This is a genomic window from Actinomadura rudentiformis, from assembly GCF_008923185.1.
Lineage (GTDB): Bacteria > Actinomycetota > Actinomycetes > Streptosporangiales > Streptosporangiaceae > Spirillospora > Spirillospora rudentiformis.
In genome coordinates this window covers 26,955-41,047 of record NZ_WBMT01000011.1, presented here as the reverse complement: position 1 = coordinate 41,047, position 14,093 = coordinate 26,955, and the positions used below count along the sequence as shown (strand labels likewise).

The 14,093-nt window shown below is 68.1% G+C and carries 14 protein-coding genes; 5 read left to right on the top strand and 9 right to left on the bottom strand.

Features of this window, described 5'->3' with window-relative positions:
- Window positions 1–53 precede the first annotated feature (53 nt).
- The 3 genes from F8566_RS23110 to F8566_RS23100 all read right to left on the bottom strand — a co-directional run bounded on the left by F8566_RS23110 (window position 54) and on the right by F8566_RS23100 (window position 3,074).
- A complete protein-coding gene (locus tag F8566_RS23110) occupies window positions 54–1,421 on the bottom strand; it encodes an FAD-binding oxidoreductase (protein ID WP_151563223.1) in 1,368 nt (455 codons plus the stop codon).
- Window positions 1,422–1,649: 228 nt separating this feature from the next.
- Entirely contained in the window at window positions 1,650–2,201 is a 552-nt protein-coding gene (locus F8566_RS23105; RefSeq protein ID WP_151563221.1) for a DUF1707 and DUF4870 domain-containing protein, read from the bottom strand.
- A gap of 84 nt (window positions 2,202–2,285) precedes the next feature.
- Entirely contained in the window at window positions 2,286–3,074 is a 789-nt protein-coding gene (locus F8566_RS23100) for a polysaccharide deacetylase family protein (protein WP_225993439.1), read from the bottom strand.
- A 205-nt stretch (window positions 3,075–3,279) separates the two neighbouring features.
- Here F8566_RS23100 and F8566_RS23095 point away from each other — a divergent pair, with 205 nt between their 5' ends.
- Window positions 3,280–3,651 (top strand): hypothetical protein, encoded by a 372-nt coding sequence (locus F8566_RS23095; protein ID WP_151563218.1) that lies wholly within the window; start codon window positions 3,280–3,282, stop codon window positions 3,649–3,651.
- Window positions 3,652–3,738: 87 nt separating this feature from the next.
- On the opposite strand, the gene F8566_RS23090 is transcribed toward F8566_RS23095, so the two are convergent.
- The gene (locus tag F8566_RS23090; RefSeq protein WP_151563216.1) at window positions 3,739–4,602 is read right to left on the bottom strand and encodes a PaaX family transcriptional regulator; all 864 of its coding nucleotides are present in this window, start codon (window positions 4,600–4,602) and stop codon (window positions 3,739–3,741) included.
- Window positions 4,603–4,704: 102 nt separating this feature from the next.
- Here F8566_RS23090 and F8566_RS23085 point away from each other — a divergent pair, with 102 nt between their 5' ends.
- The 4 genes from F8566_RS23085 to F8566_RS23070 are packed head-to-tail and all read left to right on the top strand — an operon-like array spanning window position 4,705 to window position 8,494.
- A complete protein-coding gene (locus F8566_RS23085) occupies window positions 4,705–5,673 on the top strand; it encodes an SDR family NAD(P)-dependent oxidoreductase (protein WP_151563214.1) in 969 nt (322 codons plus the stop codon).
- A 5-nt stretch (window positions 5,674–5,678) separates the two neighbouring features.
- Window positions 5,679–6,560, top strand: a complete 882-nt coding sequence (locus tag F8566_RS23080; RefSeq protein WP_151563211.1) for an amidohydrolase family protein — start codon at window positions 5,679–5,681, stop codon at window positions 6,558–6,560.
- 21 nt (window positions 6,561–6,581) lie between these two features.
- On the top strand, window positions 6,582–8,048 hold the full coding sequence (locus F8566_RS23075) for an acyl-CoA synthetase (RefSeq protein WP_151563209.1): 1,467 nt from the start codon (window positions 6,582–6,584) through the stop codon (window positions 8,046–8,048).
- A complete protein-coding gene (locus tag F8566_RS23070; protein ID WP_151563207.1) occupies window positions 8,045–8,494 on the top strand; it encodes a MaoC family dehydratase in 450 nt (149 codons plus the stop codon). The genes F8566_RS23075 and F8566_RS23070 overlap by 4 nt, the downstream gene beginning before the upstream one ends.
- A gap of 251 nt (window positions 8,495–8,745) precedes the next feature.
- Here the strand turns inward: F8566_RS23070 and F8566_RS23065 are convergent, their stop codons facing one another.
- The 5 genes from F8566_RS23065 to F8566_RS23045 all read right to left on the bottom strand — a co-directional run bounded on the left by F8566_RS23065 (window position 8,746) and on the right by F8566_RS23045 (window position 13,761).
- Window positions 8,746–9,750 (bottom strand): DUF4192 domain-containing protein, encoded by a 1,005-nt coding sequence (locus tag F8566_RS23065; RefSeq protein WP_151563205.1) that lies wholly within the window; start codon window positions 9,748–9,750, stop codon window positions 8,746–8,748.
- Window positions 9,751–9,843: 93 nt separating this feature from the next.
- A complete protein-coding gene (locus F8566_RS23060) occupies window positions 9,844–10,839 on the bottom strand; it encodes an alpha/beta hydrolase family esterase (protein WP_151563203.1) in 996 nt (331 codons plus the stop codon).
- Window positions 10,840–10,975: 136 nt separating this feature from the next.
- The gene (locus tag F8566_RS23055) at window positions 10,976–11,923 is read right to left on the bottom strand and encodes an alpha/beta hydrolase (protein WP_225993438.1); all 948 of its coding nucleotides are present in this window, start codon (window positions 11,921–11,923) and stop codon (window positions 10,976–10,978) included.
- A gap of 59 nt (window positions 11,924–11,982) precedes the next feature.
- The gene (locus tag F8566_RS23050; protein WP_151563201.1) at window positions 11,983–12,357 is read right to left on the bottom strand and encodes a hypothetical protein; all 375 of its coding nucleotides are present in this window, start codon (window positions 12,355–12,357) and stop codon (window positions 11,983–11,985) included.
- Between the two features lie 567 nt (window positions 12,358–12,924).
- Window positions 12,925–13,761 (bottom strand): isocitrate lyase/PEP mutase family protein, encoded by an 837-nt coding sequence (locus F8566_RS23045; protein ID WP_225993437.1) that lies wholly within the window; start codon window positions 13,759–13,761, stop codon window positions 12,925–12,927.
- Window positions 13,762–14,093: the final 332 nt, after the last annotated feature.

The following is a 14,093-nucleotide window of genomic DNA, read 5'->3' as shown; positions in this document are numbered from 1 at the left end:
CGGGACCGCCCTCGGCCCCGTTCAGGGCCTTCCCCCGATATGGCGGACGCACCTCAGCGCCCGCCCACGCACTTGTCGTAGAGGTCCAGCAACCGCTTGGCGGGGTCGTACGACTCTTTGAGCCGTCGATAGGTCTCCCCGTCGTAGTGGCGCCAGAACTCCTCCCGGCTGTAAAAAGCAGTCGAATAGAGAGACTTGTGGCCGTCAAGGGCCGCGACCTTCCGTTCGATCAGACGGTTGTGGTACTCGGGGATCTGCCCCGGTGGAAGCCGTACCGTGCCCCAGAAACCAACGTTGACATACGGCTTGCCCGGCTCCAGCGGGTAGAGCGGCCAGCGCTCTCTGGCCGAAAGCGGGCACAGCCAGATCGGGCTCATCCCCACCTTGTCGTGGAAGAACTCCAGGAACTCCGATAGCCGCTCGACCGGAACCTCGATGTCCTGGATGACGTCCTCGCGCGGCCGCAGCCCGCGCCAGCGCTCGACGCGCGCGACGACCTGGAAGCGCCGGTCGTACGCGACGAGCTTGCGGTAGACGTCCGACCGTTTGGCCTTGTCCGGCCAGATCCGGCGGATGGTGGGGTTCTGCACGCCGAACGCGCCGGAGCACCAGAACCAGTCGGTGTCCCAGCGCCAGATGTAGTCGCGCACGGTGAGGAAGTCGACCGACCGCTGCTGGATCGAGCGGTAGTAGATCTCCTGGCCGGTGTAGTCGGAGGTGTACGGGGCCTCGTCGGTGAAGGCGCCCAGCGTGATGTACTGCTCGCGGGCGCTGAAGACGGTGCCGTCCATGAAGTCGACCGGCTCGCCGTCGTAGGTCTTGGACTCGGTGATCTCGCCGAGCACCCGTGCGCACTCGGCCGCGTCGTCGAACCGGAGGTGCCGGACGCGCACATACGGCTTGACCGGAATGAGCTGGATCTTCAGCCGCAGCGAGTAGCCGAGGGTGCCGTAGGAGTTGGGGAAGCCGTAGAACAGGTCCCGGTGCTCGTTGTCGCGCGTCGCGGTGACGATCTGGCCGTCTCCGGTGAGCACGTCCATCTCCAGGACCGCCTCGTGCGGCAGCCCGAGCCGGAACGAGGTGGACTCGATGCCGAGCCCGGTCACCGCGCCGCCGAGCGTGATCGTCTTGAGCTGCGGCACGACGGTCGGCATCAGCCCGTGCGGGAGGGTCGCGTCGACGAGGTCCTCGTAGGTGGTCATGCCCTGGACCTCGGCGGTGCGCGACCCGGGGTCGACGCTCAGGACCCGGTTGAACCCCGACACGTCCAGGCCGGGCGCTTCCGAGGGATCGCGCCACCGGAAGAGATTGGAGGTCTTCTTGGCCAGCCGCACGGGCGTACCGGGCGGAATCGCCTCGTACGACCTGCGAAGTGCCTCGACCGCCCGCCGGTGATCGTCCTTGATCAAGAGCTCCGTCATGTGCCCCTCCCGCACTCAGTAAACCGATCGTCCCATGTATGTTCCACATAAGCGGGACGAGAGGGTGATCACAGGCAGGGAAGGGAATAGGCGCGCAGTCGGAAGCCGATTCGGGACATCGGGCCACCAACCCGCCGGGCGTCAGCCGGCGGGCGTCTCTTCAGCGGGCGTCACAGGCTGTCTCTTCGGCGGGCGTCACGGGGTGTCTTCGGCGGGCGTCACGGGCCGTCACTTCACCAGGCGCAGGATCCACGGATAGCGGAACGACTTGCCGGTGAGCGCGATCACGGCGGCGATCCCGGCCACGATCCAGGTGATCGCGTACAACATCCCGCCGACCCCGAACGTGACGATCGTGATCAGCAGCACGGTGAGCTGGAAGTTGAGCGCCTCCACGGCGTGCCGGCGGACGTACGCCGAGCGCTTGCCGCTCAGCAGCATCATGATCAGCGGGCCGACGAAGAGGGTGGGGTATCCGATCGCATGCGCGACCGCGGCGAGCATCCGGTCTTCACCGGTGGGCGGCGGCCCGTCCCACGTGCCGTCCCCGGGCAGGGCCGGGCCTCTCTTGGGTGAGCCGGGCGGCACGGGCGCCGGAGCGAGGTCGTACAGGACCCCCGCCAGCTCGCCCCTGGTCCTGGCCGTCATGGCGAGGTGCATGCGCATGTCGAACTCGGCGTGTTCGAGCCTGCCCTCGGCGTAGGCCTCTTGGAGCCGTTCGATGACGGGCTCGCGTTCGATGTCCGAAACCCGGAGGTCGGTGGCGTGACTGCTGTCCATGACTTCATCGTCGGTCCCCGGAGCGCCACCTGCCATCGGGGAAGTCCCTGAGGTGCCCCTGACTTCCCCTCGTCCCTCCGGACGTCAGCGCCTGGAGTACTTCTTGCCCGGGGTGAGCGGCCTGCCGTAGAGCTCGGAGATCGTCACGAAGACGTACCCCTTGGCGGCCAGCCGCTTGATGATGTTGGGGACGGCCGCGACGGTGGTCGGGTGGATGTCGTGCATGAGCACGATGTAACCCGGCCGGGTGGCCGCCACGACCCTGCGCTCGACCGTCTTGCTGTTGCGGTCGCGCCAGTCGTTCGGGTCGACGGTCCAGAGGATCTGCGCCAGCTTCATCTTCTTGGTCACCGAGGCGACCGTGCCGTCCGTGGATCCGTATGGCGGCCGCATGAGCTTGGGCGTGACGCCGGTGGCCCGCTTGATCGCCGACTGGGTCCTGGCGAGCTCGGACCTCACCCTGCTCGACGACGCGCGGGCCAGGTCGGTGTGGGTGTAGCTGTGGTTGGCGACCTCGTGCCCGCCCGACACCTCCCACCGCGCGACCTGCGGCCGCCTGGCCACGTTCTGCCCGATGAGGAAGAACGTCGCGCGCACCTTCCGCTGCTTGAGGATCGTGAGCAGCTTGATGGTGCTGGACATCGGCCCGTCGTCGAACGTCAGCGCGACGCACTTGCGCTTCCGGCAGTCGATCTTCCGTGGCGGCGCCGCGACGGGCTGGGGTGTCCGCACGGCCATGAGCTCGGCCTTGCTAGCGGCGGCCTGGGGGGCGGCGGCCAGCGGCACGTTCGCGTTGAGGGTGCTCAGCCACCCCGACATGGCCAGCGCGGCGGCCATTCCGGCCCATCGCCTGGTCAAGACCGTCTCGCGCAATGCAAGTCCTCTCGGCTGCCGACCAAAGATGATCCTTACGGCCCGTCATCCTACGGTCGGGTGCCCTTACAGGATCCGCAAAACAGGGTGCCGTCGCCGAGATCGTGACCAGCATGGAACCTTGCACGCACGGGCGATCGTTATTGTCGTACTCGCCCCAGTGCTCCGGAATCGTTCCGGGGCCGCACCAAAGGACGGACAGGCGATGAGGTTCCGGGACCGGTTCGGGATCCGCAAGCACCGTGGCTCTACCGTCACCAAGTTCGACCGGGAGGCCACCGACGCCGACATCGAGGCACTGATCGCTTTCGCGCGCGGCAAGCAGGGGGTCGAGTTCTTCGTCGAGCCGGAGACCTTCGCCACCGACACCACCGCCGTGGCCGTGGCCCACGACGGCGAATGGACACGCCGCCGCGTCGGCGCCCCCAAAGTGATCCACAAGGTGGCCCACGACCTGGGCCTCCCCGTCTACGACGTCCAGATCGTCGGCTACCCGCCCCGCATGCGCGCCTGGAACGAGCGCAACCGCGACCGCCGCATCGACCCAGGCTCCCCAGGAGAAGCCGTCTCCTCCTGACTCAAGAGAGGGCGCTTCGCCGGCCATCGCCGCGCCCCTAACGGGGCCCTTTCCGGAGGGCGAACGAGTTTCCTCAGGCCTCTTTCCTCAGACCTCGGGCGCGGCGGGCTTCCTGACCGGGATGAACTCGATCAGGCGGTCGGCGGTCTCACGGGCGGGACCGTCGTACCGTTCGCCCAGCTCATGCAGCACCCGCTGGGCGCGGACCGCCGGCCAGTCCTCGGGCAGGTGCTGGACGGGCAGCCGCGGGTCCACCCGCACGAGCTGCAACCATTCGGTCATCATCCACAGGTAGCGTGCCAGGTCGTGGGGCGCCTTGGGGATCGGGTCCCGCCGGTCCCAGCGATCGAGGAACTCCTGGTATCCGGCGGCCAGCTCGTCGAGGTCGAACGCGTCGCGCATCATCTGGGACACGTCCGTGGGTTCCCCGGCGGTCCCGTGGAAGACCCGCAGGTGCCGGCTCAGGTCGAGATGCTCCAGGGAGCCGTTGAGCGAGCTGAGGACCGGACCGAGTTCGACCTGCGACGGTGCGATCCACATTCCGTTGCCAAGGGATCCGAAGCCGGCCCACATCAGGCGTGAGCGCAGGTCGTGCCGCTGCCGCTGCCAGGACTCGGGCATGGAGAACGAGAGCACGGTCCAGTGGCCGTCCCAGTCCCCGTTGACCGCTCCGCGCCGCCAGACTCTGGCCTCGCCGTCGAGCAGGATGCGCTCCGAACGTTCGGTCAGGCCGAAGTACATGCGCCTGCCCTGCCTGTGCCGGGCGAGCAGGCCACGCCCGGTCATGCGGGTGAGCGTGGACCGTATGGCGTGTTCACCCACGCCCAGTCCGGCGAAGACCTCGATGAAGCTGCCCGAGAACACCGCGATGTCGCGCCGCAGTACGTAGTTGCCCAGGAAGGTCAACATGAGCGACTGGGGCCGCAGCCGCGGAGACGGGTCCTCGTGCATGAGGCCAGCGTAGGGCCATTTCGCGATGTTGTGCACATTCTTGACGGCTGCAATTTGGACGCCTATGTTCGCAGGTACCCGTCCGCCTCAGGAGGTCTCCCCATGTCCGTAGATCCGACCGGCATTGATCAGACCGGCATTGATTTGACCGGCAAGGTCGCCGTCGTGACCGGCGCCGGGCAGGGCCTTGGCCTGGCCTACGCCGCCGCCCTCGCCCGTGCCGGTGCCGCGGTGGTCGTCAACGACGTCGACGAGATCGCCGCCAAGCGGGCCGTCCACGCGATCACCGAGGAGGGCGGCAGAGCGGTGGCGGAGGTCGCCGCCGTCGGCTCGGCGGAGACGGCCGAACGGCTGGTCGCGCGTGCGGTGGAGGCCTTCGGCAGGCTCGACGTGCTCGTGACCAACGCGGGGATCCTGCGCGACCGTGTGCTCTGGAAGATGACCGACGAGGACTTCGACGCCGTCATCGGCGTCCACCTGCGCGGAACGTTCACCTGCGCGCGGGCGGCGGCGACTTACATGCGCGAGCAGGGCGAGGGCGGCACGCTCATCCTGGTCGGATCCCCTGCGGGGCAGCGCGGCAACTTCGGCCAGACCAACTACGCAGCCGCCAAGGCCGGGATCGCCGCCATGGCACGCACATGGTCGATGGAACTGGCCAAGGCGCGCATCACCGTCAACGCCATCGTCCCGGTCGCGGCGACCGCGATGACGGAGACGATCCCGGCGTTCGCGCCGTACGTCCAGGCACAGCAGCGCGGCGAGCCGTTCCCCGACTTCCTGCGCAAGGGAGAGGGCTTCGGGACCGCCGACGACTGCGCGGCGCTCGTCCCGTTCCTGGCCTCCGACGCCGCCCGCGAGATCACCGGCCAGTGCGTCGGCATCGGCGGCGACAAGCTCGCGCTGTGGTCGCACCCGCAGGAGGTGGCGGTCGCCTACGCCGACGGCGGCTGGACGCCGGACACGATCGCGGCCGCCTGGCCCACCTCGGTCGGACGCGAGCCGCAGAGCGTCGGCATCCCCGCACCGACGATCCCCGCCCCCGCAACCCCCGCATCCCCCGGGGAGTGACCGGGATGAACATCGACGAACTCGTCGCCATCGACGTCCACACCCACGCGGAGGTCTCCTCCCGCGGGGACGCATCCTCCCTCGCCGAGGAGCTGCACGAGGCGTCCAGCGCCTACTTCAAGGTGGACGGCGCGAAACGCAAGCCGACGCTCGAAGAGATCGCGGCCTTCTACCGCGAACGGAAGATGGCCGCGGTGGTGTTCACCGTGGACGCCGAGCACGCCACCGGCGTCCCGCCCGTCCCGAACGAGGAGGTCGCCGAGGCGGCCGCCGCCAATCCGGACGTGCTCATCCCGTTCGCCTCGATCGACCCGTTCCGGGGCAAGGCCGGGATCCGGCAGGCGCGCCGCCTCGTCGAGGAGTACGGGGTCAAGGGCTTCAAGTTCCACCCCAACATCCAGGCGTTCTTCCCCAACGATCGGCTGGCCTACGGGCTGTACGAGGCGATCGAGGAGCTGGGGTGCATCGCGCTCTTCCACACCGGCCAGACCGGGATCGGCGCGGGAGTGCCGGGCGGTGGCGGCATCCGGCTCAAGTACTCCAACCCGCTGCACGTGGACGACGTGGCGGTCGACTTCCCGGATCTGAAGATCATCCTCGCCCACCCCTCGTTCCCCTGGCAGGACGAGGCGCTCAGCGTCGCCACCCACAAGCCGACCGTCCACATCGACCTGTCCGGCTGGTCGCCCAAGTACTTCCCGCCGCAGCTCGTGCAGTACGCCAACAGCCTTCTGCAGGACAAGGTGCTCTTCGGCTCGGACTACCCGGTCATCAGCCCCGACCGCTGGCTGGCCGATTTTGCCAAACTCCCCTTGAAGGACGAGGTCCGGCCGAAGATTCTCAAGGACAACGCGGCCCGGCTGCTGGGCCTGTGCAAGGACTCCTGATCCAGAGCGAGGGAGCACACCATGCGCAACGAGGGACTCGGGTCATGGCCGGCGCGCCGTGCCCGCAAGACCCCGGACCGTCCGGCCCTGATCCACGACGACCGCCCGTTCACGTACGCGGCGCTCCATGACCGCGTGACGCGCCTCGCGCACGCCCTGCACGGCCTCGGCGTACGTCGCGGCGACCGGGTCGCATATCTGGGGCCCAACCACCCGACGTTCCTGGAGACGCTCTTCGCCACCGGCTGCCTGGGCGGGATCTTCGTCCCGCTCAACATCCGGCTGTCCGGCCCGGAGATCGCCTACCAGCTCGCCGACTCGGGCGCCTCGGCATTGATCTACGGCGGCCCCAACGCCGATCTCGTGGCCGAGATCCAGTCGGACGTCCGGGTCCAGATCGCGCTGGGCGAGCGATACGAGGACCTCCTCAGGGGTGCCCCCGCCGACCCGATCGACGAGCCGGTCGGCCTCGACGACCCCTGCATGATCATGTACACCTCCGGGACGACGGGACGGCCCAAGGGCGCCGTTCTCACCCACGGCAACATCACCTGGAACGCGGTCAACGTCCTGGTCGACACCGACCTCATCACGGACGAGGTCGCGCTGGTGTCGGCTCCGCTGTTCCACACCGCGGGGCTGAACATGCTGACCCTGCCCGTCCTCCTCAAAGGAGGAGCGTGCGTCATCGTCGGCGGCTTCGACCCGGACGCCACGTTCGACCTGATCGAGAAGCACCGGGTGACCTTTATGTTCGGCGTCCCGGCGATGTTCCAGCAAGTAGTGAGATCGCCCCGATGGGCCACCGCCGACCTGTCGTCCCTGCGGATCCTCACCTGCGGCGGCTCGCCTGTGCCGCCGACCCTGATCGCGGCCTACCAGGAACGTGGCCTGACGTTCCTCCAGGGCTACGGCATGACCGAGGCGTCACCCGGCACGCTCTTCCTGGACGCGGCGCACGCCGTCTCAAAGGCAGGCTCCGCGGGCGTCCCGCACTTCTTCAGCGACGTCTGCATCAGGGACGGTGAAGTGCTCGTGCAAGGACCGCACGTGATGTCCGGCTACTGGGGGCTCCCAGACGAGACGGCGCGATGCTTCACCGACGGCTGGTTCCGCAGCGGCGACGCCGCCCGCGTCGACGACGACGGCTACGTCTTCATCGTGGACCGGATCAAAGACCTGATCATCTCGGGCGGCGAGAACATCTACCCCGCCGAAGTGGAACACGCCCTCATGACGGTCCCCGGGGTCCAGGAGTGCGCCGTCATCGGAGTGCCGGACGACACGTGGGGCGAGGTCGGCCGCGCCGTCATCGTGGGCGACCCGTCCCTCACCGAGCAGGACGTCCTGACCGCCCTCACCGGCCGCCTCGCCAAATACAAGATCCCCAAATCGGTGGCGTTCACCGACACGCTGCCCCGCAACGCCGCCGGCAAATTGCTCAAGGCCCGCCTGCGCGAAACGTTCGGACGAGAGGACCCCACATGAACGTGCACATCGACGACCTGCCCAGCCTCGTCGGCAAGGAGTTCGGCCCGGGCGACTGGCTGGAGGTGACCCAGGAGCAGATCAACACCTTCGCCGACGCCACCGACGACCACCAGTGGATCCATGTGGACGTCGAACGGGCCAAGGAAGGACCGTTCAAGGCACCCATCGCCCACGGCATGCTGACACTGTCGCTCTTCATCCCCCTGCACACCGCCCTCCTGGACGTAGATGGAGTAACGACCAAGGTCAACTACGGCTTCAACAAGGTGCGCTTTCCCGCTCCCGTCCCCGCGGGCTCGCGCATCCGCCTCACCACCCGCCTGGCCTCCGTCGAAGAGGTCGCGGGCAACGGCGTGCAGATCACGGTTGACGGAACCATCGAGATCGAGGGCGGCAGCAAACCCGCGTGCGTCCTGCAAAGCGTCTCCCGCTTCTACCGCTGAAACCGCCCGACCCGTTGCCCCGGAACGCTGGAAGCGGCCGAGGGCGACGGGTGAGCCGGACCAGGGCGTGGGCGGCAAAGGGGGCCGTTGTGTAACACCCACGCCCGCGTCTCATTTCGGTGCCTGCTGGCCTCCTTTCTCTCTTTCTCTGCTGATTGCCCGGTGCGGATGAGCTGCGGCCTCCTTCCTTGGGCGGTCGGCGGATCTGCCAATGAACGGATGGCGGATCTCGGGGCTGGATGGCCTTTTGGTTATCGGGGTTTGTCTTCGTAGGCGGTGGCCAGGGTTTCGGGGGTCATGGTCAGGCGCATTTGGGACGGCGGGATGCCTGCATCCACTACGGCGCGGAGTAAGTGGGCCAGGGAGTAGGTGGGGTCGGCGTCTTGGGCTCGGTCCAGGGCCAGGTTGGCCAGGCCTCCGTCTCCGGCGGCGTAGGCGGCTATGGCCAGCAGGCAGGCGGGGGCTGCGGCGTAGGGCTCTTCGATGCGGCGGAGAATGGCACGCCAGAAGTCGATGTCGCGTTGGGGGTCATCTATGTCTACGCGGATCCAGGCTTCGTCTCGTACGCGCATGCTGGTGAGGGTCACGCCTAGCCACGCGACCTCGTCGTCGGTCAGGTCGGGGGTGAGGGCGGAAAGGGCGGCCAGGCCGCTGGTCACCAGGCGGGACTGGATCTCGGCGGGGGTGAGGGCCTCGCGGGTCCAGGAGAGGAAGCGTTCCTCGGCTCGGTCGGTGGCCTCGCGCATCGCCTTGCGGGGCTCGCCTTCCAAGGGGGACAGCGTGCGGGCCAGGTCGGCCCTGTTGTCGAGGGCTACATGGCCGGAGAGGGTGGCTTGGGCCGCGACGACCGTGGTGGAGATGTCGTACGGGCGGCCCTCGGGCGGGCAACAGTCACCGTCTACGCAGGTCAGGGACCACCAACGGTCCTTGCCCACGCGGAGGGCTTCGGTGATCTGCAGCTTGTGGGCGGTCAGGACCTCCCAGGCAGCGGCCACCACGGGGGCGACGTCGTCATTGGTGCCATAACCGAGAAGGAGGACTTGGCGGAACTCGTTCTGGGTGAGAAGTGCGGCTATGCGTTCAGCGGCGGCCCTGGCATCGGGCTGCGGTAAGTCGAGCCGCATCGCACAGGTGTTGTGCGGACCGTCGTACGCGATCACCACCAGGCTGTCGGCGGGGTGGAAGCCCAGGAGGTAGGGCACGGCGGCTATGGCGTCCTGGGGAGAGCGAATCACCAGCGGCGTTTTCGTCTTCATGCTGGTGATGCTCGCAGGGCACAACGTTCAGTGATAGCAGAATCACGTTCTGTGGATAACCCCTCGCCCTTGCGGGATCTCCAGTCCCCGATGTCAGGGCTTTGCCGGCGCAGATGATCGTGGATGTGTCGCGAAGAAGGACCACAACATCTCGCTGCCGTCGACACCGGCGGTCTTGGTGCGCACGGGCCATTCGTGCCCGCCGCCGGTCACCGTGCACAGGGCGACCTCGGTACGGGAGGCGCCCCGGCCTGTGGTCTTGCAGTGTGTCGCCGCCCGCTCGAAGTAGGTACGGGTCAGCGCGGGCAACTCGGCCAGCCGCCGCCAGATATCGACGACGGCTTGCACGGGCAGGAACGGCACCTTGACGTTGAAGTCCAGATTGCCGCCGCCGTTGTACGGAACGGAGAAGTCGTCCGTGCCGTGGAAGGCGAGCAACGACACCTTCGGCCGCGACGGGCACAACGTGGCGAGCGCACCGGAGACCACGCCTATGGCGGCCACACGGTCTGGACGTTCACACACGTACTTGTAGGCCAGCCCACCGCCGTTGGAGAACCCGGTCAGATAGATCCGCCGGGGATCGGCGAGCTTCTCCTTGATGAGTGTGGTGATGAGCTGGTCGATGAACGCGACGTCGTCCACCCCGGCCAGGCGTGCGAACCAGCAGCAGCCGCCGGCGTTCCATGTGCGCAGGAAGCCATCGGGGTACGCCACGACGAAGCCGTGACGTTCGGACACGGCGTCCAGGCCGCTCTGCTTCTGGATGTACGTGCTGTCATCGAGGCCGCCGTGCAGCGCGATCACGAGCGGGGGCGGGTGGCCGGCTTTGCGGCGCTTCGGCACGTGCAGCAGATACGGCCGATCCCACTTCTCCTTCACGAGCCAGTTGAACGAGGGCATGGTGATCGTGCGCGCGTGCGTACCGGGCACGACCGGTGTCGAGGGCGCGCTCGACGGCGCAGGCACGATCGGCGGCGCAGGCACGCTCGACGCCGTGGAAGCGGCGGCCGCTGCGGGCGGGGGGTGGGCGCCGGTGACGAGGCCCAGGACCACCGCCATCAGCGCCGCCCGCATGATGATTTTCATGGAGCGATCTTGCGATGCGCGCAGCCCCCTCCGCTACATGCAGGACGAGTGGAAAACGATCGCTTGTTTGTGTGATCTGGCTAAGGATTCGAGGTCGTTCCGCCGGCATGGCGCCCGAAGCGCGTGGCGTCTCCGGTCAGGCGGCGGCGTGTTCGGGGGTGGTGGTCTCGCGGATGAAGGCGGCCACCTCGTTGATGGCTTCCTGGCCTTCGGGGATGACGCCGGCGAAGGCGGGGAAGACGTGGATCTGGTTCTCCCAGATCTGGAGCCGGTGCGGGACATCGGCTTCGGTCAGGCGTTCGGCCATGAGCTCGGCGTCCCAGCGGAGGCCCTCGCAGGAACCCACGATGATGAGGACCGGCGGGAGGTCTTGGAGTGCCTGGTCACAGGGGGACGGGAGGGGGTCGCCCTCCATCCCGGCGAGGAGCAGGCGCTTCAGGGATTTGAGGCGGTGCACCGGGATGTAGATGTCGGTCCTGGTGTGCGCGTAGGTCGAGCGGGCCTCGTGGTCCAGGTCGACGAGGGGTGAGAGGGCGGCGATGCCGGCGGGGGCGGGAAGGTCGCCCTTGATGGCGTTCAGGGCCGTGGTGAACGCCAGGAAGGCGCCTGCGGAGTCGCCGGAGATGACGATGTTCTCAGGGGCGTGGCCCTGGTCCAGCAGCCAGCGGTACGAGGCGAGGGCATCGGCCATGGAGGTCGAAAGGGGCGCCCTCGGGAGCTGGCGGTAGGCGACGGAGAACGCAGTGGCGTCCGAGCGTTTCGCGATGCGCTCGACGAGCGTGCGGTGCGTACGGAGGCCGCAGCAGAAGAATCCGCCGCCGTGCAAGTAGAGGATCACGCGATGAGAACCGGTGCCGCCGGCGGGGCGGATCCATTCGCCGTGGAAGCCGTCCAGCCAGACCCGTTCGATCTCGGTCTCGCGGGACGGCCGCATGAGCAGGGGCGCGCCCAGATCCAGGACGGCGGCCAACCGGAGCATGGACGGGGTGAGGGGGCTGTAGCGGAAGATCGGCCGGACGGCGTACTTCATGAACGCCGAGAAGCGGCGCGCCTTCGTGCTGCACCCAGGACGTTCCTCGAACACGGGATCTCCTTTGCGGTTGCCCGACACTACGCAGCACCGTTCGGGCAAAGCTGCTCATCTCACGCCAAAGCTCGGGCCCGGTGATGCGCAGCGTCGCAATAGCCGGCGGGCGGCACGCCGACCGCGATCCAGCCGACGGCCAGGAGGAGGACGAAAACGGCGCCGAGCACGGTGATCGATGCACCAAGGATCGGCCCGAGGCGTGAGCCGCGGAACGCCGCGCGTGCTCCGGCGGCCAGGGCGGCGACCGCGGCCGCCACCATCGGCATGACGAGCAACGCGGTGGCGCTCAGGAGGGTGAGCGCGAACCGGCCCCCGAGTTCGGAGCGGCAGGCCGACCACGATTCCGCCAGCTTGCCGATGGTGACCACCGCCGCCCAGACCCCGGCGCAGGCACCGGCGACGATGAATCCGGCCGTTCGCACCCGTCCCATGGGCTCATCCTGAGCGGCAATCGGTGGCAGAGGCCGGATCTCTACCGGACCACTACAGGGTCTCCACATGTGCCATCTGTCAGCTGGCTGACAAATGGGTGCCGGTGGACGTAGCGACGACGACATCGACCCGCGCCGGTAGAGCGCCTAGTGTCGGCTCCCGCTTTAGCGTGCGTCGAAGGGACATGTCGTGAAGCTCGCATTCGGTGCGGGATTGGTCATGGTCACAGCTCTGCTCGCCGGCTGTGGCGGGGATGACACGGGCACAGGGGACTCCGCTCCGCCTCCGAGCACACCGGCCGTTCCGTCGACCTCGGCACCGGTGTCACCCTCTACGGTGTCCTCGCCCACGCCGCCCGCGGCCAGTCCGTCACGGCCCATGCCGCAGGTGAGCGCCTCGTTCGTCGCTTGCTTGCGGAAGCACGGAGTGAAGATCCCCAACCGGCGCGAGAACTGGACTCCCCCACCGACCGCCGACCAGGTCAAGATGCAGAAGGCCGTCGCCGACTGCATGCGCAAGCTGGCGTCCCCGCCTCCGCAGTAGGCGCACCACGGCCACCTGCGGGCTCAGCGAGGGCGGTGACGGCTGAGATTGCGTTCGAGCAGCGCGGTCGACTCGGCCACGCCGACGGTCTGTCCGCGGTCGTCCGGGAGCCGCCCGTCGTCGGCTTTGAGCCGTGCCATCGCGGCGTCGATGGCCGCGTGAGCGGCGAACAGGCAGGGTGTGCTGTAGATGGCCGCACTCACGCCCAGCTCGCCGAGTTCGGCGAGCGACCACCGGGGCGACTTGCCACCGGCGATCTGGTTGAACAGCAGCGGCTTTCCGGGCTCGACCGCGTCGACGGCGGCCCGGACCCCGCGCACCTGCTCGGCGCTGCGGATGCCGTCGACCATGACGATGTCGGCGTCGGTGGCGGCGAGCGCGGCGGCACGGCGCTCCATCTCCTCGGCGTCGACGGCATCGGTACGAGCCAGAACGACCAGGTCGCGACGGGTCTGCAGCACCAACTCCAGCTTCTCCAGATACTCGGGCAGCGGAAGAACGCGCTTGCCGTCGCTGTGTCCGCTCCGGCGAGGACGCCGCTGGTCTTCGAGCATGATGCCGGAGGCGCCGATGGCCTCGAGGTGCTCGACGACATGGCATGCGGTCTCGACGTCCACGTAGCCGTCGTCGATGTCGACAAGGAGATGGTGCTGTGGGAAGGCGAGCCGCAGCCGCTGGACGAACGCGACCATGTCAGGCCAGGCGATGAAGCCGATGTCGGGCAGCCCGTAGTAGGAGGCGGCAAACCCGTAGCCGGACACGAAGAGCCCGTCGTAATGCTGGGCCGCCACCGACGCCGAGAACATGTCGAACACGCCGACCAACGGCGTCACGGAGCCGTCGCGAACAGCCTCCCGCAAGGCGGCCCCTGGCATGGCCCCGGATTTCGTACCGGCGTGCGTCCCGCCCTGACACCTCGTCGAATCGGACATCAGGCGCCGCCTCCAAGATCTCCTGCCCTGCACACTCTGCAATGTTTCCATCACAGACTGTGGATGGAGAGGTGTCGACGCAGACCTTCCCCTGACGGGACACGGCACTGGCCAGGTCGTACAGGTGCGCGCCACCCGTCGGCTGCGGGCGCTATTAACCTGCGTGAGCATTTTTCGGCAGGAGAGTGCATTCGGCATAGAGAGAAAGTGCTCAACGCGCGACAGACTTTCGGGTGTCCCACCCGCACCGGCGTCAGGCG